Below are 20,050 nucleotides of genomic sequence, written 5' to 3'. Positions count from 1 at the left end.
CGGGTTCAGTTCAACCGCACGGCACGAAATGACCGTCCTGGTCATACATGCCGTAGGCGAAGCGGACATGCCAGGCGGCCTGCACATTTTCGGGCAGCAACCCCACGGACATAGGCATCCCAGCGAACGGCTTCATGTGCTTGGCGCTCATATGGGCGACGAGCATCTCGAACGTGTCGAGAAGATGCGTCCTGACCTGCTCCATGAAGGAGGTAATCGGGCAGCGCGCGAGCAAGCTGCCCCGAAAGTCAACCTCGATGGTCGGTGGAGCAATCCCGCCGCCGGGGTCGGGCTCGAAGTCGCGAATGGTCGCGCCGGGCAAGTGATGCTCGAGGCAGTCGCGGGTGTTGCGCACGAGCTTCAGCACAGGGACCGCTAGTTCAAGCACCTTGCAAAACGGGTCGCCCTCGCCGTAGAGACGCTTTGCTAGCGACCGGAGGTCGTCCCAATTCTTCCCCTTCTGCTCGGGGAAAAACAGCCGCACGATGTCCATGAGCTTCACTACGAAGTGGTCGGCCTTCTGGGCAAAAGTCTTGCACTGGCTCTGAACGCCACCGATGGCAGGCACGGTCTGGCTTCTATCCTTCGCCGGGCTCGCTCTCACCTTGTCGATTGCGGCTTGCTCCGACGCTGCGAAGCTTTCGCAAGTCTCGTGCAACGCCGCCAGTTCCGCCAGCGCTTCGAGCGTCAGCTCCATTGCCTTCTCGATGTCGATGGATAGGAACTCCTTGCGAAACAAGACTTTCGCCTGCATGAATGTCCGTCGCAGCAGCTCGGAGTCAGTGCCAACGTCGAAAAGCTTTTGCTGGAAGACGGGGGGGAGGGCAGGATTTTTCCGGTCGGGGTCTACTTGGTCTGCCATCTGGACGCGGTAGGTGCACTTTTCAGTGACGATGTAGAGGAACTTGCCGAGCGACAGCATTTCCCTAATGGACGTCTTGTCGTCGGGATTGTTCAGGGTGAACGAACCTCCGGCATCTCTGCTATGGCGGGGATCTGTCATGGCTTCTCCTGATTCGCAACGACGCACAGCGTGGCTCCGGGCAACGACTTCCGCCGATCCAGCGGCCGCAATGGGGCGCCAATCAGCGCGCCAGCGCCGAGACGCGATGGACCGCTTCGGCCTTGACTTGCCACCGGCACCCGCTCGGTGTCCGGCAGCTCCTGGCCGACTGCTGCCTGCTGGCGTTCAAGGCTGGATTGCGTCGTCGCCGAGGCTCTGCATCAGAGTCTTCGCGTTACGCTGCCCCTGGTCCTCGTAATTGTTGTTCTCTACACCGACAACCGTTACCGGCGACATCGGAGGACCGTGAACGACCCACTTCTGCCGTTGGACGCCTCATCATGTAGACGGCAGCTTCCGAGGCGCAACGGTCATCCGTGCCTCCGCGGCTGCCAGTACGCTCCCTGCCTTTACCTACGGTCGCAGATCGCAAAGATCGTGTCTCACGGCTTTGTCCGGTGGCGTTTGCGAGCCGGAAAATTGTCGAGAGATGGGCCACGCTGACGGCACCCGCATGAAGTCTGAGGGAGGGCGGAGGGTCACGAACCAGGAGCGCCTCTGCAGCGAACCTCCGCGGCCCGGTTCGGGTCGGCCTTGGCCACGGCGCCGAAGCCGCGTCGGTGGCGCGCCAGGCCCCGCCCGCGCCAGCCCCCCCATTCGACGGCACAGTCCGAGTAGCGTGCAGATCCTCACCGCGGCCCTCCGACCCAATCCCGATGGCGCCGCGGTCGCCGAAGTGTATCCTGACGAGACGCTTGCGGCTGTAGAACGTTGCAGTCCATAGCGATGCCGTCGCGCGACTTCCTTTTCGAGCGCACCCGGCCCGTTAGGCGGACGGATGTTAACGTCCTCTTAACTCAATAACAGGCAGCAGTCCGACGGCAGAGTGCGACAGATAAACGCGTACGTATGGTTCCGGCGCGATGCGTAACAGCTTTCAAATCTTGTGGGACGATGGCGAGCGCGTCTTCTCTCGAGGGCGGCGCCCGGGCGATGGCGATGGCGACAACGTCCTGATTGCGCGGCCCGCCGCCGAACATCCACCACCGGCCAGCCTCGTTCGCCTCGCTCACGAGTTCGGGCTGAGGGATGAACTCGATGGCGGGTGGGCAGTGCGACCGCTGGAGCTGGTGCGCGAAGGCGGCCAGACCCTGCTGGTGCTTGAGGATCCTGGCGGCGAGCCGCTCGCGCGGCTGCTCAGCGCGCCCATGGAGGTGGGCAGTGTTTTGCGCCTCGCCGTCGGCATCGCCGCGGCGCTCGGCAAGCTCCATCAGCGCGGCCTCGTCCATAAGGACCTCAAGCCGGCTCATATCCTGGTGAACTGCGCGGACGGCCACGCGCGGCTCACCGGCTTCGGCCTCGCCTCGCGGCTGCCGCGCGAACGACAGGCGCCCGCGCCGCCCGAGACCATCGCCGGCACGCTCGCCTACATGGCGCCCGAGCAGACCGGCCGGATGAACCGCTCGATCGATTCGCGCAGCGACCTCTATTCGTTTGGCGTCACACTCTATCAGATGCTCACCGGCGCGCTGCCGTTTACGGCCGCCGACCCCATGGAATGGGTGCACTGCCATATCGCCAGAAAGCCGGTGCCGCCAAACGAGAGGGTGGAGAGGATCCCGGTTCCGGTCTCCCAGATCGTCATGAAGCTGCTCGCCAAGACGGCCGAGGCGCGCTACCAGACCGCGGCCGGCGTCGAGCGCGATCTGCAGCACTGCCTGGCCGATTGGGAGCGTCAGCACCGCATCGACGACTTCCCGCTGGGCGAACACGACACGCCCGACCGGCTGCTGATCCCCGAGAAACTGTACGGGCGGGCGCGCGAGATCGAAACCCTGCTCGCGTCCTTCGACCGCGTCGTCGAAGGCGGCGCACCGGAGTTGATACTGGTGTCCGGCTATTCCGGGATCGGCAAATCCGCGCTCGTCAATGAGCTGCACAAGGTGCTGGTGCCATCGCGCGGGCTCTTCGCCTCGGGCAAGTTCGACCAGTACAAGCGCGACATTCCCTATTCGACGCTGGTGCAGGCGTTTCAAGGCCTGGTGCGGCCGCTTCTCGGCAAGAGCGACACGGAGCTGGCGATCTGGCGCGGCGCGTTGCTGGAGGCGCTGGACCCGAATGCGCGGCTCATGACCGACCTCATCCCCGAACTGAAGCTCATTATCGGTGACCCGCCGCCGGTCCCGGAGCTCGAGCCGCAGCACGCGCAAAGCCGTTTCCAGCTCGTATTGCGCCGATTCATTGGCGTATTTGCCCGACCGGACCATCCGCTGGCGCTCTCTCTCGATGATCTGCAATGGCTCGACGCGGCGACGCTCGACCTGCTGGAGGACCTGCTGACCCGCTCGGACCTGCAACACCTGATGCTGATCGGCGCTTACCGGGACAATGAGGTCGATGCCCAGCATCCGCTGATGCGCAAGCTTGAATCGATTCGAAACGCCGGCGCGAAGATCGAAGAGATCACGCTTGAGCCTCTCGCCCCTGATGACCTCGAACAGTTGATGGCCGATGCGCTTCACTGCGAGCCGGAGCGCGCCGCGCCCTTGGCGCAACTGGTGCATGACAAAACCGCGGGCAATCCGTTCTTCGTGATCCAGTTTCTGCACGTACTTGCGGACGAGGATTTGCTCACCTTCGATTATGACGTGGCGTGCTGGTCCTGGAATCTCGATCGCATTTACGCCAAGGGTTACACCGACAATGTCGTCGACCTGATGGTTGGCAAACTGACCCGCCTGCCGGCCGACACGCAGCAGGCGTTGCAGCTACTGGCCTGTCTCGGCAACACCGCCGCGATCACGATGCTTGCGATCGTTCTCGGGACTTCGGAGGAGCAGGTGCATGCGGCGCTGTGGCCGGCGGTCCGTGAGGAACTGATCGAGCGCCTGGAAGGTTCGTACAGATTCATCCACGACCGGGTCCAGGAAGCCGCCCATTCGCTGATCCCGGAAGCATCCCGCGCCGAGGTCCACCTCCGGATCGGTCGCTTGCTCGCGGCACACACACCTCCCGGGAAGCGGGAGGAGGCGATCTTCGACATCGTCAGTCAGCTCAACCGCGGCGCCGCGCTGATCACCGACCAGGAGGAACGGGACCAACTCGCCGAGTTCAACCTGATCGCAGGCAAGCGCGCCAAGGGGGCCACCGCCTACGCCGCGGCGCTCGCCTATCTCGTCGCTGGTGCGGCGCAGTTGGCGGAGGATTGCTGGGCGCGACGGCATGAGCTGATCTTTGCGCTGGAGCTGAATCGGGCCGAATGCGAATTCCTCACCGGCCAGTTATCGGTCGCAGAGGAGCGATTGGCGGCGCTGTCGACTCGTGCCACGACAACGGTCGAACAAGCGCTCGTCGCGTGCTTGCACATTGATGTCTGCATGGCCCTCGATCAGGCCGGCCGCGCGACCGCCGTTGGTCTCAACTACCTCCGGCATGTCGGTATCGCGTGGTCCCCCCATCCGGAAGACGAGGAGGTGCGATGCGAATACGAGCGCATCTGGTCACTGCTTGGGAGCCGGACGATCGAGGAACTCATCGAATTGCCGCCGATGCGAGACGCGGCATCCTTCGCGACCGTCGAGGTTCTGAGTAAGCTCGTGCCGTCGGCCGTGTTTACGGATGCGAACCTGGCTGCCCTGACGACCTGCAAGGCGGTCTGTCTGAGCCTCGAGCGCGGCAACTGCGATGCTTCGTGTTACACCTACGTTCAGCTCAGCAAGATTGCCGGACCGTGTTTTGGCGACTATCAGGCCGGATTTCGATTCGGCCAGCTCGGCTACGAGCTGGTCGAACGACGCGGGCTAAAACGCTTCGAGGCGAGCACCTATCTTTGCTTCTCGCTTTTTGTCGTGGGCTGGACAAAACACGTACGGGCTTGCCGTGATCTGCTGCGCCGAGCGTTCGAAGCGGCGAACCGGATCGGGGACCTCACGCATGGGGCCTACACGTGCAGCCTTCTCAACTCGGACCTGCTCTTCGCCGGCGAGCCGCTGCCCGCGGTGCAAGGCGAAGCCGAACACGGCCTCGCGTTCGCCGAGAAGGCGCGGTTCGGCCTTTCAATTGACATCATTACAACGCAACTCGCGCTGGTACGGACGCTCCGCGGCTTGACGCCAAAATTCGGTTGCTTTGACGACGGGCAGTTCGCCGAGCTTCGCACCGAAAACCATCTGTCCAGCAACCCGGCCCTGGCGATCGCTGCGTGCTGGTACTGGATCCGGAAGTTGCAGGCGCGCTATATGGCCAGCGACTATGCGGCGGCTGTGGACGCCACATCGAAGGCGCAACCGCTGCTCTGGACCTCAGTTTCGTTCTTCGAGGAAGCCGACTATCACTTTTACGGCGCGCTGGCCCGAGCCGCATACTGGGACTGCGGCGACGCCGCACGAGCCAGCGATCGGCAGCAGCACCTGGACGCTGTGGCTGCGCATCACAAGCAGCTGCAGGTCTGGGCGAAAAACGGCCCAGAGAATTTCGGGAACCGCGCCGCGCTGGTCGGTGCCGAGATCGCCCGCATCGAAGGCCGCGTGGTTGATGCCGAGCAGTTGTACGAACAGGCCATCCACTCGGCCCAGGCAAACGGCTTTGTCCACAATGAGGCACTCGCGAACGAACTCGCCGGGCGGTTCTACGCGGCGCGCGGTCTTGAGAAGATTGCCCGTCTGTATTTGCGGGACGCCCGCTATGGCTATCTGCGTTGGGGCGCCGACGGCAAGGTGCGACAACTCGAGGAGAGGTATCCGCACCTGAGGACAGAAGAGTCCGCGCCCGACCCGACAAGCACGATCGCGACGCCGGTCGAGCACCTCGATCTCGCCACGGTCATCAAGGTGTCGCAGGCGGTCTCGGGCGCGATAGTGCTGGAGAAGCTGCTGGATACGCTCATGCGCACGGCCACAGAGCAGGCGGGCGCCGAGCGCGGCCTGTTGATTCTGTCGGACGGCGGCGAACAACGGATAGCAGCGGAAGCGACGACCGGCGGCGACGCGACCCAGTTGCAGCTGCGCGATGTGCCGGTGAGCGCGGCGATGCTGCCGGAGTCGGTCCTCTACCACGTCCTGCGCACCCGCGAGAGCGTCATTCTCGACGATGCCGTGGCCGAGCCCCCGTTTGCGACCGATCCTTACATCCGTGAGCATCGTGCCCGTTCAATTCTCTGCCTGCCCCTGATGAATCAGGCCAGGCTGACCGGCGCGCTCTACCTCGAAAACAGTCTGACTGTCCGCGTGTTCAGCCCGGCCCGGATCGCCGTGCTGAAGCTGGTGGCCTCGCAGGCCGCGATCTCGCTGGAGAACGCCCGTTTGTACCGCGACCTCGCGGAACGCGAAGCGAAGATCCGGCGCCTCGTCGACGCGAATATCATCGGCATCGGCGTCTGGAATGCCGAAGGTGACATTCTTGAGGCCAATGACGCATTTCTTCGCATGGTGGGATACGAGCGTGAGGACCTCGTCTCGGGTCGCGTACGCTGGACGGACCTCACTCCCCCGGAATGGCGCGAGGGCGACGAACGAGCGCTGCGAGAGATCGCGGAGACGGGGCGCGCGCAGCCGAGCGAAAAGGAGTTCGTCAGGAAGGACGGCAGCCGTGTGCCCGTCATGATCGGTGCGGCCAGTATCGAAGCAGGTGGCAAGGAATGTGTCTCGTTCGTGCTCGATCTGACCGGGCGCAAGCGGGCGGAGGAAGAAGCCCGCGAGAGCGAGCGGCGCTACCGCGAGGTGCAGACGGAGCTGGCGCATGCGAACCGCGTGGCCACTATGGGGCAGCTCACGGCCTCGATCGCCCATGAGGTCAACCAGCCGATCGCCGCGACGGTCACCAACGCCCAGGCTGCGCTGCGCTGGCTGAGCGCCCAGCCGCCTGCGGTGGAGAAGGTCCGGCAGGCGCTTAGCCGGATCGTCAATGACAGCAATCGGGCGGGGGATGTGATCGGCCGGATCCGTGAGCTGATCAGGAAGGCGCCACCACGGAAGGAACGGATGGACCTCAACGAGGCGATCCGCGAGGTGATCGAGCTCACGCGTGGCGAAGCAACGAAGCGCGGCGCCTCGGTGCAGACGCGACTCGCGGGGGGGGTGCCGCATGTCGAAGGCGACCGAGTGCAACTGCAGCAAGTCCTCCTCAACCTGGTCATCAACGCGATCGAGGCCATGAGCAGCGTCAGCGATGGCGTGCGAGAAATGCTCGTCAGCACAGCGGAAGCCGACTCGGGCTATTTGCTCGTGGCGGTGCGCGATTCGGGGCCGGGCTTTACCGCGGACAGCGCCGAACACGTTTTCGCCCCGTTCTATACAACGAAGCCGACCGGTTTGGGGATGGGACTGTCGATCTGCCGCTCGATCATCGAAGCACACGGCGGCCGATTGTGGGCGAGCGCGAACGTGCCGCGCGGCGCTGTCTTTCAGTTCACCGTGCCGGTTTATCCAGAACTTTCATCGTGATTGCACGCAGCACGAGCACTTTTCTGGCGGTTGCGGTCCGCGAGCCGGCTGAGCCGGCGATGCGGCAGCTAGGGTCGATCGGCCAGCGTCCGCTGTCTGGCTCGAAGCCGACGTTGCAATGTCCGCCGCGGCGCGCCTACGAGTGTCTCAAGATGGCCGATCGGCGCCGATGCGGCAGCCTGCCCTCGCACTGAAATGACGGGCCGAGGACATTTTGTCAATCAAGGAGCTCTACGGGTGAATCTGACACGCGACGCCGCGTTCGTATCAGGCGACACGCGATTTGCACGGCCCCTCGGAAGTTTGTGAGACACACGGTAAAGCGTACCAAGGAAGCCGCGGTATTGTCGTACGGAAGAAGGCTTTTCCACCAGATAAGGGACTCCCGCATTTGCCCGGGAAAACTCAGGGGCCGTCGCGATGTTGTGGGCGAACGTTGGCCATGGCATCGCTTTGGCGGAAGGTGCTAGACGTACGATCAGAGATAGCCATGAGCAGCACGAAAAAAAAACCGACTTCGACGGACGGGGGCCTGTTGCCGGCCAGCCTCGCCGACGCGCAGCTCGACCACTTCGAACGCATAGCCCAGTACGTCACGCGCGTGAACGCTGAAAACACTTTTCGTGGGCTCGATCACGAGTATTGGGAAAGGCGCCTTGGCAGGTTGGCGGAAACACATGACCTTGTAGCCGTTCAGCGGCGCCGGGTCTTCCGGCTCCTCGACCTGCTCAAGCGGCACGCATCGGTCAGCATATGCAACCGCACCGCTGCCTGACGCCGGCCGGGGAAAACCGGACGTCAGCCTGGGGGCCGATAAGAGAACACGGTGGCGATTCCGATCCGGCAAACGGGCGCTCGCGGATAATGTCCATCTACGGTTCGTCCCTGTGGACCGGTCAAGTACGCCGCTAATCATGCGCCGTGTACCAGTCGGGTGAGGAGGAGTCCATCCCATTGTTCCTGGCCGGCTCCTGCCGATTTATGCCGCGGCTACAACCCGCTCCCGGCAACCTGACTTTACAGACCCCAGTCCGATCGGCGCGGGAGTCACCGCAGTCGAATAGCACCGCGTGCTCAACCTTCTTGCGCATTTATGTGGTGCCTGCCGCCGGCCAGGTAGCATGTCGCTCCAGCCTGTCCTGTTCGCGTCGGAGCAGCGGGGCATACCCGTGCAAGTCCCGCGGCGCGATATCAAAGGCGCGACGGAATGCGCGCGTAAAACTCGACGCACTATTGAAACCAAGCCCCGAGGCAATGTCCTGCACTTCGAGATGAGGAAAGCGGACCAGTTCATCAGCCGCCATTCGCAGCCTGCGGCTGGCGATATAAGTGGCCAGGCCGCCTTCATGCTCGAACAGTCGGTACACGCTGGCGCGCGATAAATGAAGCGACGCCAACACGCTGTCAGGCGACAAATCCGGGTCGTGCAGATTGGCCTCGACATAGCGCCGAACTTGTCCGTACGCTGCGGCGCGCACCGCAGCGCGAGCGTTACCGGATAGGCCCGCTTGTCGGCTGAATGCCGCGGCCAGCAGTTCGACCGCGGTGAGAAAAGACTGATGTGCCTCGTCTTTGCTCAGGCCGACGATTTGTCGATTGAGCGCGACCAGATGAGCAATCAGCATGCGCGTCAAGGGCGTCGTGGCTTCGACCTGGCGGCCATGCAGCGACGCGGCGTCGGGGAACGCTTTTTCGACCAGGGCGCGCGGCACAAAGAACAGCAGTATCCGGCTATGAAAACTCCGGACTGTGCACGGCTGATCCATGTCCAGCGCGAGGATGGTCGGCCCGGAAGATAACTGCGGTGCGTCGCGCCGTTGCTTGCCGCCCAGGAATTGGCCGGGCAGACCCTTCAGGAACACGCTGAAGCTAACGTCGCGTATGCTTTCCGTCGACACTCGTCCCAGCGACCGCACGGCCAGATTGGGACTGGTGCGGAAATCGAAAAAACTCAGATTGTCGATAGTGTAGCGAGAGAGCGCCGCGTCGAACGTCTCGTCACCGTGCTTCGAGGCAGCCTGGATGTCGTAGACCGGATTCATGCGCTCCTGCCAGGCGAGGAAGCTGTGACGGGCGTCGCCTTGCACGCTGAAATTGCTGTGCACGATGCCCGGCGCAAGCTTGGGCGGCTCCGGCGGTAACAACAAGTGGCTCAATGGCATACGGGCGGGCGACAGTTCGTTGGTCCATTGGTGCGCATCGCTGGTTTCCGTCCAGTTGTGGTCCGCCCGGTGCGGCGAGTTTCCATGTCAAGTCAGAAGGCCGCCCCGTGCGCGCCTATTGGGTGACAAAGAAGAATATCCTGTCCGGGCTGCCGAAGCCATGGAAGGCTTAAAGCGACCCAGGCGGTTCTTAGCCTTCATCCAGCCGGTCCATCAAGAGAACAAATCGACAATCGGATCGTGCAGCTAGGGCGCATTCTATCTGGCAATCCGCGCGCGAAGGTCAGCTGTCTGGGGCAATTCGACGTTCGGATGTCCGCTTGAAAGCGTTGGTCAGCGTCCATAGCTGGCCGACCCGTGCCTCATGCGTCCGGCATATCGCGACCCACAGCGGTCTTTCGACGGATTCCAGAGCGGACATTCCAACTTCATCTTCGACGGTCGTGCCGGCCGCTGAAGCAGATTCAGCGGAGGGCAGCTAGTTGCGAGAATCGAGACAATTCAAAAATATATTTGGTCAACTAGCTCGTGTAGGCGCCGTGATAGTTCCAATGCTCCAAGGTCGTAGTTAGACAACACAACTGTAACAAAACCGCCATTCAGTTGAATCTTGAAGTCTGCGCTGATGCCCGGAAAACCACCAGCGTGGCCGACCTTTAAGTCGCTCCCCTCACCACTTACAAAAAATCCGTACCCATACTGCGCCCCGATGTGATCTCTCCACAGCAAATCACGTGTCTTGCGACTGATCAGGCGATCGGACAAGAGCGACGTGGCGAATCGGTGAAGATCTCGAACGGTTGAGAAACCGCCGCCTGCCGGTCCGCCTTTGGCAACGTGGGTGAATATGTTTTCGCGCCACCCGGACCGATTCTGCGATGTGGGAACATAGCCCATCGCGAGATTTTCGATGGGGTCGTCGATGTCGTAGCAGTCGGTGTCAAACATTGCGCACGGAACAAATATTCGATCGCGAACATAACTAAAGTAGTCCGTACCAGTTACCCGTTCAATAACGGCACCTGCCAGCAACATACCGCTGTTGCTGTATAGAAACTCACTTCCAGGCTCGAACGCAGGGCTGTCGTCCCGAACGAGTACTTTGAAGTCGTCTATGCTGCGGAAAAGATCGCGGGAAGTCTTGAAAAATGTCTCATTGAAGTAACTTCCCAATCCAGAGGTATGGGTAAGAAGGTGTCTTATTTTTACCCCGCTCGACACGGAGGCAGGAAGCCACTCATCGCTCAGATAATTGTCGAGAGAGTCCTCAAAACTGAGCTGACCGGTTTCTGTCAGCTGCGCGAGCGCAACGGCAGTGAACATCTTGTTCGCGGACCCAAGGTTGAATTTGGTATCCGGACCATTATTAATGTGAAAGCGCTTGTTTGCGTGACCACATGCATATTCGAACAGAACCTCATCCCCGTGCGCGATGAGCACTGCCCCGGAAAACACACCGGCATTGAATCCTTTCACGCAGAGTTCGAGTGCCTGCTCAGCCAAATCCGTCGTGGCCAGTTGTGTCCGAGTTGCGTTTCGCGTGAGAGTTGGCCTCGCGGTCATCTCGAATATGCGTCCTGACCCACCAGATTCCATAATCAATCGAATTTCGTGCCATCCCGCGTACACTCGGTCCTCGACGGTGACCACCACCGTCGAGTTACTCGTATCTTCGGCCACGGACAGTAAGTCCACGCCCTGCGTAATTCGGAAAAGGCCAAGCAACCATTCGAGATCGTTTCGGGCAAGATGTTTTTGCGAAGCCGGCGGGGAAACGACGTTTTTATCCAGAAACGCTCGAACTGCAAGGCGGTCGTTTGAGTTAATCGCAGCGAGTAATTCTGTGATTTTCTGCCCGATAGAGTCCGGAGCGGCAGCCTGGGTATTCTTGTCCATTGATTTGCTGTCCCTTAGGCGCGCGCCTGAACGAAATCACGGAAAAATAATGCCATTGGCACGTAAGCATGAGCTTGCCCCCGAAAAACGAATCCCTTGCTGAGCAGGTAAACTCACGCAAGGAGAAGAACGATGACAGGCAAGGCAAAGCGGGCACAGTACACGCTCGAATTCAAGCTGGAAGCGGTGCGACTGGTCAAGGCCGGGCAAAGCATGGCAGCAGTGGCGGCGACACTGGGTGTGGTTGAACAGACGCTGTACAACTGGGTGAAGGCTGAGCGGGAAGGCAAGCTGGCGGGAGCTGGGACAAGGCCAGTAAGCCCGGAACAGATGGAGCTGGCCCGGCTGCGTGCGGAGGTAGCTCGCCTGAAGATGGAGCGAGATATTTTAAAAAAAGCCGCTGCGTACTTCGCCAGGGAATCGATGTGAAGTACGCATTCATTGAGCGCAATCGACGCCACTGGCCGGTCTCGGTGCTGTGCGAAGTGCTGGAGGTCAGCCCCAGCGGATATCATCAGCGCCGGCAACGCGCCGCGCAGGGCAGGCCGCACCGAAGCCGCGTGAGCGACGATGCACTGCTCGCAAACATCAAGGCGATTCACGCGCAGGTCAAGGGCGAGTACGGCTGGCCGCGCATGTGGAAGGAACTGCTCGCGCGTGGCGTGCGCGTGGGCAAGGAGCGGGTTCGCAAGCTGATGGCGCAGCATGGCATTCGCGCTCGCCACAAGCGCAAGTACATCGCAACGACGAACTCGAACCACGATTTGCCGGTGGCGCCGAATCTGCTGGAGCGCAATTTCACCGCCACTGCACCGAACCAGGTCTGGACGAGCGATATCACCTATCTGGCGACAGCCGAGGGGTGGGTGTACCTCGCGGTCATCATCGACCTGTTCAGCCGGCAGGTGGTGGGCTGGTCGATGCAGCCGCACATGAAGGCTGAGCTGGTCACGGACGCACTGCGTATGGCGTGGTTCCGGCGCCACCCGGAAGCCGGCGTAATCGTGCACAGCGACCGGGGTAGCCAGTATTGCAGCGGCCTGTTCCAGGACACGTTGAAGGCCTATGGCATGAGTTCGTCGATGAGCCGACGCGGCGATTGCTGGGATAACGCGCCGACCGAAAGTCTGTGGGGTTCGCTGAAGGTAGCACGCATGCATGGCCGGCACTTCGCCACGCGGCGTGCCGCAATGGATGAGGTGATTGACTGGCTGGGCTTTTACAATGCACGCCGGTTACACTCGACACTCGACTACGTCAGTCCCATGACATTCGAGAAAAACTGGTTCGCAGCCCAGCAAGGCGAGGCTGCGTAATTTCCTCGGTTAAGGGATTCGCCAAACAGGGGCAAGGTCAGCAGTTCTTTTCCGAGATAAGAGTCTACACAACGTTTTGAAGAAAAAAATAGCAACGATTGCAATCTTGGCTACACCGTTCGACGTCGTTCCCGAGCGCTGATAGGTACGGTTTGATAAGGCGCGGCATGCGGCGGGTGCGGGTGCGCAACCGCCGCACGAGAACGGCTCTCCCACGAGGGAACCGATTGTCGGCGATTCGATCTACATCGATGGACGTCGGCTTTTGGCCGAACCCAGCCCGATGCGGACCTCGGTCTACCGCCGCTCGATGCCGATATGCGACCGGCATAAAGCGACCCTGAGCGGACCGTGGACCCATCACCACATATTCGGCAGCTTCAAAGACTACGAGCGTCATAACCACGCGGGCGCAGCGCGTTGAGGCGTAACCTTTCAGCACGCGGATCGTGCACGGGGTGAGGTGGCTTCCAATGCGTCACGCGTTCGGATCTGCGGTGAAGCCTCGCTAGCGATACTGCGGCTGCTCATTCGCGAACTCGCCCGATGATCGACCTGCCAGCGGGCGCGCGTCTGGATACGGGCTTTCCTCCCTTAATCGTGCAAGCAGCTTTGTTAGAAGCGGAATGTTGGCTATCTTTGACTCACCATCTGCCAGGCCGAACGAGAGAGGCAATCATGAAAGCATGGAACGTCGTGAATCTGCTCGTCGTCGTGGGATGCGTGACGTTGACGTCGAACGTCTACGCGCAAGCCAGCAACGCTATGCCGATGGGCTCGAGTCCGGCTGCAAGTTCAGGCAAGGCGACGCCAGCGGACAAGAAGCTGGCTCGGGATGTACGCAAGGCGTTGTCGAAAGCGCCCAACTTCAACGTGTCGAACGTATTCGTCAAGGCGCGGGGCGGCGTCGTGACATTATCCGGCAGCGTGCCGGACGGTCCTCAGATCCAGCAGGCCGCGGAAGTGGCGAAGGGCGTGCCGGGTGTAACGTCGGTGAGTAACCATCTGACGCTCTATACGAAAGGGTATTGACGCTTCGAGGCGGCGCCGGGAAGTACTGGCCGTTTTCAGCCGTGAAAAGAGGAGCCGACGCTCTCGCAGGACAAGATGTTCACCGTGCGTCCACCCGCCTCGCACTCTCTCGTGATCGTGCCGAGCGTGATCAGCAGACATTCGTGGAACCTAGGATTTGGCTATCTGATCGATGTCAGGCGCGGATCGAGCGCAAACCGCTCGTCACTCCTGAGCCCGAACTGTCCGGCCGCCGTCGTGGTGTTGATCAGCACGCACCGACAAGAACAAGGAGCAACCGTCCCAAAATTGCGCCTGATGGCGGCCGCCGTGTCACTCGCAGGCAGCCTGCGGGTTATGTTCGGCGATGACGCCGATGAGCTCGGTCAGGTCCTTCGGGCGCGGACGCGCGCCATTCGATGGTGAGCAGGCGGAGGTATCGAGTCGCAATCGGCTCTATTGAGCCGTCACGACCGTATAGCCGCCCGTTTTCGCTCGGCCGCGCGGATGATTACCTCCGTATCGGCCATCACCTGATCGTGCGCGACCGCGGGGCGCGTGTCGGCGAGCGACGATTGAATCTTGGCGCACCCAGCTGTGGTACGCATCGGCGCTCTGCAGCCGTCGCGAATTCCGACTCGATGGGGCGGAAGGATTGCGTTCGTCGTCCCAGCTCCGGCCATTCGCCGCGCGCGATACCCGTCGCGCGGTGCGCCGCACGCCCGGTTCAATGCGATCGGCCGTGGCCGCCGCCACCCCAGTAACGGCCGCCGCCCCAGCCGCCACCGCCACCACCGCCCCAGCCGCCACCGCCGCCCCAGTTCGCGTGACCGGCGCCCGAAGCGCTGCTGCCGTAGCTACCACCTCCCCAGCTGGCGTGACTGCCGCTCCACGCACCCTGTCCATTTCCAGAGTAGGCGCGGCTGTAGTAGCCGTGTCCGTAATACCCGTGGCCATAGTACCCATGGCCCCAGTAGCCGTGGGCGGCCCAGTAGGTGTGATGGCCATAGTGGTAGTGGCTGTAACCGCCGCAACACCCGCCCCAGAAGGCGAACGACACCGACGGCCACCAGTAGTAGCCCGGCCAGTACCCGTAGTACGGGTATGGATACGCGTAGGGGTAGGCCGGTGGATAGGCGATTGGATAGTACGCCGGCGCGCCATAGGCAGGCGCGGGGGCGAAATCGTACGTCGATGGCGGCCCGTCGGGCGACCTGCCGTCGGGCATGTTGAATTCCTCTGGCGCCGGAGCCTGCTGCGACGGCTCCCCGGGCGCGACGGGCACGCCATGCTGCGTGGCCGCCGTCGGCACGGCGGGATAGCCATTCGGATAGGCAGTGGAATAGGTAGCAGGATAGCCCGGGTAATACCCGTAGCCTGGATAGTAGCCGTACGGTACGTAGTAACAACCAGACAGCGCGCCGGACAACGCAAGAACTGCAACGGCGCTGCCGGCGCGCAACGTTGCATCGAGCGGGTTCATGACATGCTCCCTCGTTATTCGCGCGGCGACATGCGCCTCACACTTTCCATTCAGCTTATGTCAGGGTTCCATGTTGCACGTTATAAAGTGGTAACGGCGTATTTCAGGTAGTGACCACCCCCGGAGATTGAACTGAACATCGCGAAGTCGTATCCGCCTTCAGCTTTTCGCTGATCGCCCAGATTTCCTTGAGCTTCAGCGGAGGCTTCTGATCAGTGAGCTTTACGCTGGGCCGCGTGCAAGGCACCGTGAGGCCCGGACTAGCCTTTTTGCATCCAGTACTCGCCCTCGCATTTACTCTCATTTAGGTTCTGTGAGACGTCCGTGTTGGTCATAAAGTGAAGGATGCCGCAAATGCCACGCAGCTTCCCCGTGCCGCCGGTGAGCACCGTGCTTCCTATGACGGTGCGGACATCGGCGGACTGGCCGGTTGCAGATTGTGAGATCCCGTCAAACTTGCCGAGAATCTTGTCGCCGCCTTCCAGGTTGTAAAACCCATAGCCGATGACGGTGCCGTTGCCATCGACGGTGTCCACGGTGCCGCGCATCCATTGCTCCGTGACGCTTACGCCAGCAAACATCAACGCGCCCTTGGGAAAGGTGCGATGCAGTTCATAGAGTGCGAGCGAATGCCCCGGTATGTCTTCAACGTCCAGCAGGTGAAGCAGCGTGTATTTCGAATTTTCGCCTGACACCTCGTAGAATATTTTCTCCCGCCTTTGAGCGGAACTTGACTGGTTCATAGTCAGCCTCCATTGCGTAGTCCGTTCACCTTGCCGATGACTTTGCCACTAACTTCGGTAGCGGGCACCCGCAAAGCACTTTCAGTATCGGACGCGCCGTGGCACCCGCAAGGGATTTTCACATCCTTTCCGGCGTTCCGCCTTAACACCGTTCGGAGACCGTAGACGACCCACATCTGCCCTTCGACCCGACGCGATCGCTACGGCAGCTTTCAAAGTGGAACAGCCATTCGAGCAGCCGTCTTGGCCGGGAAGTTCTCGGCCTTTATAGCTGCCTATAAGGACTTCCCTTTTTTTGCAAGCTGGGGTTGATTTATCCATCCATCCTCGTCCATCCATTCGATTGCCATGTCATCGGGGTACACATTCGGCATTCAGCGGCGAGACAGACTGCACACCTATAAACGGCCTTGTTGAGCACTATCATTGCGGGTGCCCGGGCCCGGATAGTAACCGCGCAGCAGGACTCCATCCGTTGGACGGCGAATACATTTCGTGTAGCGCCTCACAGCTTTTCGAGTTCGCCCGCTGCCGGTCTGACCTGTCGCTATCCTTGCCTTTGCGTCCTGGATTACGAAGTCACGCTTTTAGGTGACGCTGCGAATTTACCTGTTCATGCTGTTGTCCTACCGTGGCTGGCCCGGTGTTGAGGGAGTGGAGACATACGAGGGATCGAAGCGCTCGCCCTTGGCCAGAATTGCCCAGAGGATGCGCGCGTGCTTGTTGGCGACAGCCACCAGCGTTCGATACCAACCCACGCGTGCCTGGAGCTGAACGATCCAGCGCGAGAGCCGGTCGGTTCGTCGATGGGCGCTCGTTACTGCCGAGCGCGCGCCTTGGAACAGCAGCGTGCGCAGATACGTGTTGCCCTGTTTGGTGATGCGGCCCAGGTGGGTCTTGCCGCCGCTGCTCTTCTGTTTGGGCACCGTGCCGATCCAGGCGGCAAATTGGCGGCCGTTTTTGAACAGGCGAGCGTCGCCGACGGTAGCCACCGTGGCCGACGCGGTGAGCGGCCCGATGCCGATGACCGCCATCACGCGCTGCGCGTTGCTGTCGTGCTTCACGTGCGTGGCGACTTGCGCGTCGCACCAGGCGATTTGCTGGTCGAGGCCCTGCAGGTGCTCCCAGCCTCGCAGCAGCGCAGTGCGCGCGACACCGTTCAGTTCGGTGGCCCCGTCCTCCAGTGCCTCGACGAAGTGGGCACGAAATGCATTGATGCCTTGCGGCAGGAACACGCCGAACTCGACCAGCTCACCGCGCAGCCGGTTGACGAGCGCGGTACGCTCCTCAACGAAACCGTCCCGCATCCGGTGCAGCAGCAGCACGTTTTGCTGCTCTGCCGTTTTGACGGCCACGAAGCGCATGTGCGGTCGGCCCGCGGCCTCGCAGATGGCCTCGGCATCGAGCCTGTCGTTTTTCACGTGTTTGCCGCCCTTGCGGTAGGGCGCGGCGAGCTGCGGCGCGATCAGCCGAACCTCGTGGCCGAGCGCGCGCAGCTTGCGCCCCCAGTAGTGGGCTGCGCTGCACGCTTCCATTGCGACCAGGCACGGCTCGAGGTTGGCAAACCATTCGAGAAACTTCTGCCGTGAAATGGCTTTCCTGACCACCACGCGTTCCATGCTGTCCACGCCGTGTACCTGGATGATGTTCTTGGCCAGATCCACGCCGATACGAGTAATCTTGTCCATGACTTTCCCCTTCCCAGATGAGTTGTCTAGCACCAACCATCCTGGCATATCGCTATGCCACGAGATCGGGAAAGTCCTTACTAATTCGTTGGGATTGCTGAGCTGACGAAGAACGGACCAAGCCGGTGCCTACGGCCGCTGTCGCGCGCTCGAGTTGACCGTGCAAGGCTTTGCGATAGACTGCCTTGATCCTAGAGGGGTTTGTCGTGGCTGATCTTAAAACCATGTTGGTCCGTTCGAACGCCGCTTGCGCCCTGATTTGCATGTCGCTGCTGGCGCACGCCGGGACGTCGGCAGACTCAGCCACTGTTACCCGTGCGACTGAGCCTGAAACTTCTGCCTCTGCAGATGTCCTGTCGACTCGGCCTTTCGTTGGCGACGACCCGGTTGCCATCAGGGACGCCTTGGCGGACCAGAGCTTCAATGCCAACTCTCCTTCGTTGAGCGATCGCATCAGGAACCTGATCCACGTCCCTGTCCTTAAGGCGCCAAGCGATCTCGACTTGCCGAAAGCCAGTCTCGACCGCGAGCTGGCTTTCGTCGTACCGGCGCCCTACGGAATACGATATCAGTCAAAGACGCACCTGTTGACGGTAAACGTAGATCTATCCGATGACGACAATCCGGGAGTGATCCTGCTCAAGAAGACCATAACCGGACCACGCGGTCGAGGGCTTGTGGTGGCGCCGGAGGCGAAGGCCAAGGGGTACATCCAACATATCGATCTGATTGAGCTCAAGTCCGGCGAACGGAGCAAAACCAGGGTTCACGGACGCGTGACACTCTCGCAGTCGGCGTTCTACGAAGCGAATGGAGACTTCGCGATTGTGCTGATGTGTAGCATGGCGCCGCCTTACCTGACCGACCGACGCGAACATAGCGATCCCAGCGACGACGAGCCCACAGACATCACAACAAGAACCTCGACGCTGTACACCAACATTCACGCCATCTGGCTGGTGAGCCCGCAGCGGGGTATCGTGCTATCGAAGAAGCTGCATCTGTCGAAGTAAAGAAGTAAAAAACCCTGGATTGTTTTTCGACACAACCTCTCTCGGGGCGCCGGTTTCGAATCAGACAGAGGAAGCCGCAGCTGCTGAGTGTCACCAAGCCGGATTGTGCGCGGGAGACGCCGCTACCTGGAATAGCGGCATTGAACATTAGCGTGAGACAGCGCAGGGACATCTGACATACTCTGCTTGCACGGAGCTGGATCGCGGCGCCGTGATGGTCGCGCGTAAGCTGCGACCCTTTGCAACGGTTAATTGAGGCGGGCAACGCGTCGCTACACCTTCTCTCGTTCGAAAGTGATCGGAGTCAGACTGATCTGCATCGGAAATGCCGACTTCCTTACAGTCCAGCAGGGTGCTCCCCGAAGCGTCACTGGTACCCGACCGCGCAAATTTTTCCATGGACGACGCGTGGTACGTCTATAACACCCGAACGGGGGCTGCGCTCAGATCATCGATGATCTGCTGCGTGATGTTCACGAAACGCTTGGACGGCGTACGGCCCTCCAACAATTCGTGGTTGTTGATGCAGGAAGGCAACTTGCAACGTCCGTTTCCGCTGGGAGGCAAATGGAGAAACGATTGAATGGAGAAGGGATGGATCTGCTGTTCCGTCAGGCTCGAACCCACAATAGCTGGCTGCCTAAGCCGGTCAGTGATGACACATTGCGCGAACTCTACGAGCTGATGAAGTGGTGCCCAACGAGCGCAAACTGCAGCCCAGCACGTATTCTGTTCCTGCGCACTCAGGATGCGAAGCAACGACTTCTGCCGGCATTGGCACCAGGCAATATCGACAAGACGATGAGCGCACCGGTGACAGCCATCATCGCTTATGACGGCAAGTTCTATGACAAGCTGCCCAAACTCTTCCCGCACGCAGATGCGCGAGCCTGGTTCGCCGACACACCGGAACTGGCAGAGGTCACGGCACGGCGCAATAGCTCGCTACAAGGGGCCTATTTCGTCCTGGCTGCCCGCTCGCTCGGACTGGATTGTGGTCCGATGTCCGGGTTCGATCATGCAAAGGTTGACCATGAATTTTTTCCTGCGAGCGCACAGGAGGGCACCTTCCAGCAGGAGTACTTTCCCGACAGCCACATCAAGTCGAATTTCCTCTGCAATCTGGGCTATGGTGATCCGGCAGGGCTGTTCCCGCGCAGCCCACGCCTAGATTTTGACGAGGCCTGCAAATTGCTCTGACCAGGAGGAACCCGGCTTCGCCGTCCGTTGACTAAAGCGGAGATGCTATGTGGGACTACCCAAGCCAGACCCGTTTAGCTAAAACGGAGTTTCCA

General features: G+C 61.1%; 14 protein-coding genes. 7 read left to right on the top strand and 7 right to left on the bottom strand.

The window, feature by feature from the left end; all coding sequences use genetic code 11:
- Positions 1-10: 10 nt before the first annotated feature.
- A complete protein-coding gene (locus OKW38_RS02245) occupies positions 11-1,003 on the bottom strand; it encodes a hypothetical protein (protein ID WP_429359801.1) in 993 nt (330 codons plus the stop codon).
- Between the two features lie 923 nt (positions 1,004-1,926).
- Here OKW38_RS02245 and OKW38_RS02240 point away from each other — a divergent pair.
- Entirely contained in the window at positions 1,927-7,443 is a 5,517-nt protein-coding gene (locus OKW38_RS02240) for a trifunctional serine/threonine-protein kinase/ATP-binding protein/sensor histidine kinase (protein WP_429359799.1), read from the top strand.
- Positions 7,444-7,933: 490 nt separating this feature from the next.
- Positions 7,934-8,218 (top strand): hypothetical protein, encoded by a 285-nt coding sequence (locus OKW38_RS02235; protein WP_429359797.1) that lies wholly within the window; start codon positions 7,934-7,936, stop codon positions 8,216-8,218.
- A 316-nt stretch (positions 8,219-8,534) separates the two neighbouring features.
- Here the strand turns inward: OKW38_RS02235 and OKW38_RS02230 are convergent, their stop codons facing one another.
- Together OKW38_RS02230 and OKW38_RS02225 are read right to left on the bottom strand one after the other, a co-directional pair.
- A complete protein-coding gene (locus OKW38_RS02230) occupies positions 8,535-9,605 on the bottom strand; it encodes a helix-turn-helix domain-containing protein (protein ID WP_429359795.1) in 1,071 nt (356 codons plus the stop codon).
- Positions 9,606-10,106: 501 nt separating this feature from the next.
- Positions 10,107-11,501, bottom strand: coding sequence for a serine hydrolase domain-containing protein (locus tag OKW38_RS02225; RefSeq protein WP_429359793.1), 1,395 nt, complete (start codon positions 11,499-11,501; stop codon positions 10,107-10,109).
- Between the two features lie 132 nt (positions 11,502-11,633).
- Here OKW38_RS02225 and OKW38_RS02220 point away from each other — a divergent pair.
- The 3 genes from OKW38_RS02220 to OKW38_RS02210 all read left to right on the top strand — a co-directional run bounded on the left by OKW38_RS02220 (position 11,634) and on the right by OKW38_RS02210 (position 14,254).
- A protein-coding gene (locus tag OKW38_RS02220) for an IS3 family transposase (protein WP_429359791.1) occupies positions 11,634-12,817 on the top strand; the annotation gives its coding sequence in 2 pieces (ribosomal slippage) (positions 11,634-11,904 and positions 11,904-12,817; 1,185 coding nt in all).
- 678 nt (positions 12,818-13,495) lie between these two features.
- Positions 13,496-13,849 carry a BON domain-containing protein gene (locus tag OKW38_RS02215; RefSeq protein WP_429359789.1) on the top strand — a complete coding sequence of 118 codons (354 nt, stop codon included), beginning with the start codon at positions 13,496-13,498 and terminating at the stop codon, positions 13,847-13,849.
- A 75-nt stretch (positions 13,850-13,924) separates the two neighbouring features.
- On the top strand, positions 13,925-14,254 hold the full coding sequence (locus OKW38_RS02210; protein ID WP_429359787.1) for a hypothetical protein: 330 nt from the start codon (positions 13,925-13,927) through the stop codon (positions 14,252-14,254).
- Positions 14,255-14,295: 41 nt separating this feature from the next.
- Here the strand turns inward: OKW38_RS02210 and OKW38_RS02205 are convergent, their stop codons facing one another.
- From OKW38_RS02205 to OKW38_RS02190, 4 genes are all read right to left on the bottom strand, one after another.
- Positions 14,296-14,436, bottom strand: coding sequence for a hypothetical protein (locus OKW38_RS02205; RefSeq protein ID WP_429359785.1), 141 nt, complete (start codon positions 14,434-14,436; stop codon positions 14,296-14,298).
- Positions 14,437-14,555: 119 nt separating this feature from the next.
- Positions 14,556-15,311: a hypothetical protein gene (locus tag OKW38_RS02200; protein ID WP_429359783.1), complete on the bottom strand. Its 756-nt coding sequence runs from the start codon at positions 15,309-15,311 to the stop codon at positions 14,556-14,558.
- Positions 15,312-15,571: 260 nt separating this feature from the next.
- The gene (locus OKW38_RS02195) at positions 15,572-16,054 is read right to left on the bottom strand and encodes a hypothetical protein (RefSeq protein ID WP_429359781.1); all 483 of its coding nucleotides are present in this window, start codon (positions 16,052-16,054) and stop codon (positions 15,572-15,574) included.
- 626 nt (positions 16,055-16,680) lie between these two features.
- Complete coding sequence (locus tag OKW38_RS02190; protein ID WP_429359779.1) at positions 16,681-17,742, bottom strand: IS110 family transposase; 1,062 nt, start codon at positions 17,740-17,742, stop codon at positions 16,681-16,683.
- A gap of 224 nt (positions 17,743-17,966) precedes the next feature.
- Here OKW38_RS02190 and OKW38_RS02185 point away from each other — a divergent pair, with 224 nt between their 5' ends.
- Positions 17,967-18,755, top strand: a complete 789-nt coding sequence (locus OKW38_RS02185; protein WP_429332862.1) for a hypothetical protein — start codon at positions 17,967-17,969, stop codon at positions 18,753-18,755.
- A gap of 567 nt (positions 18,756-19,322) precedes the next feature.
- Entirely contained in the window at positions 19,323-19,955 is a 633-nt protein-coding gene (locus tag OKW38_RS02180; RefSeq protein WP_429359777.1) for a malonic semialdehyde reductase, read from the top strand.
- The last annotated feature ends 95 nt before the right edge of the window (positions 19,956-20,050 follow it).

The sequence above is a fragment of the Paraburkholderia sp. MM5496-R1 genome (assembly GCF_050436205.1).
Classification (GTDB): domain Bacteria; phylum Pseudomonadota; class Gammaproteobacteria; order Burkholderiales; family Burkholderiaceae; genus Paraburkholderia; species Paraburkholderia tuberum.
Note: the sequence above shows the minus strand (reverse complement) of the source record. Positions and strands in the feature narration are given on the sequence as shown.

What these genes read in the sequence shown, in the direction of transcription:
- OKW38_RS02245 (WP_429359801.1), bottom strand. Translation starts at nt 1,003, where the DNA reads ATGACAGATCCCCGCCATAGCAGAGATGCCGGAGGTTCGTTCACCCTG.
- OKW38_RS02240 (WP_429359799.1), top strand. Translation starts at nt 1,927, where the DNA reads ATGCGTAACAGCTTTCAAATCTTGTGGGACGATGGCGAGCGCGTCTTC.
- OKW38_RS02235 (WP_429359797.1), top strand. Translation starts at nt 7,934, where the DNA reads ATGAGCAGCACGAAAAAAAAACCGACTTCGACGGACGGGGGCCTGTTG.
- OKW38_RS02230 (WP_429359795.1), bottom strand. Translation starts at nt 9,605, where the DNA reads ATGCCATTGAGCCACTTGTTGTTACCGCCGGAGCCGCCCAAGCTTGCG.
- OKW38_RS02225 (WP_429359793.1), bottom strand. Translation starts at nt 11,501, where the DNA reads ATGGACAAGAATACCCAGGCTGCCGCTCCGGACTCTATCGGGCAGAAA.
- OKW38_RS02215 (WP_429359789.1), top strand. Translation starts at nt 13,496, where the DNA reads ATGAAAGCATGGAACGTCGTGAATCTGCTCGTCGTCGTGGGATGCGTG.
- OKW38_RS02210 (WP_429359787.1), top strand. Translation starts at nt 13,925, where the DNA reads ATGTTCACCGTGCGTCCACCCGCCTCGCACTCTCTCGTGATCGTGCCG.
- OKW38_RS02205 (WP_429359785.1), bottom strand. Translation starts at nt 14,436, where the DNA reads ATGCGTACCACAGCTGGGTGCGCCAAGATTCAATCGTCGCTCGCCGAC.
- OKW38_RS02200 (WP_429359783.1), bottom strand. Translation starts at nt 15,311, where the DNA reads ATGAACCCGCTCGATGCAACGTTGCGCGCCGGCAGCGCCGTTGCAGTT.
- OKW38_RS02195 (WP_429359781.1), bottom strand. Translation starts at nt 16,054, where the DNA reads ATGAACCAGTCAAGTTCCGCTCAAAGGCGGGAGAAAATATTCTACGAG.
- OKW38_RS02190 (WP_429359779.1), bottom strand. Translation starts at nt 17,742, where the DNA reads ATGGACAAGATTACTCGTATCGGCGTGGATCTGGCCAAGAACATCATC.
- OKW38_RS02185 (WP_429332862.1), top strand. Translation starts at nt 17,967, where the DNA reads ATGTTGGTCCGTTCGAACGCCGCTTGCGCCCTGATTTGCATGTCGCTG.
- OKW38_RS02180 (WP_429359777.1), top strand. Translation starts at nt 19,323, where the DNA reads ATGGAGAAACGATTGAATGGAGAAGGGATGGATCTGCTGTTCCGTCAG.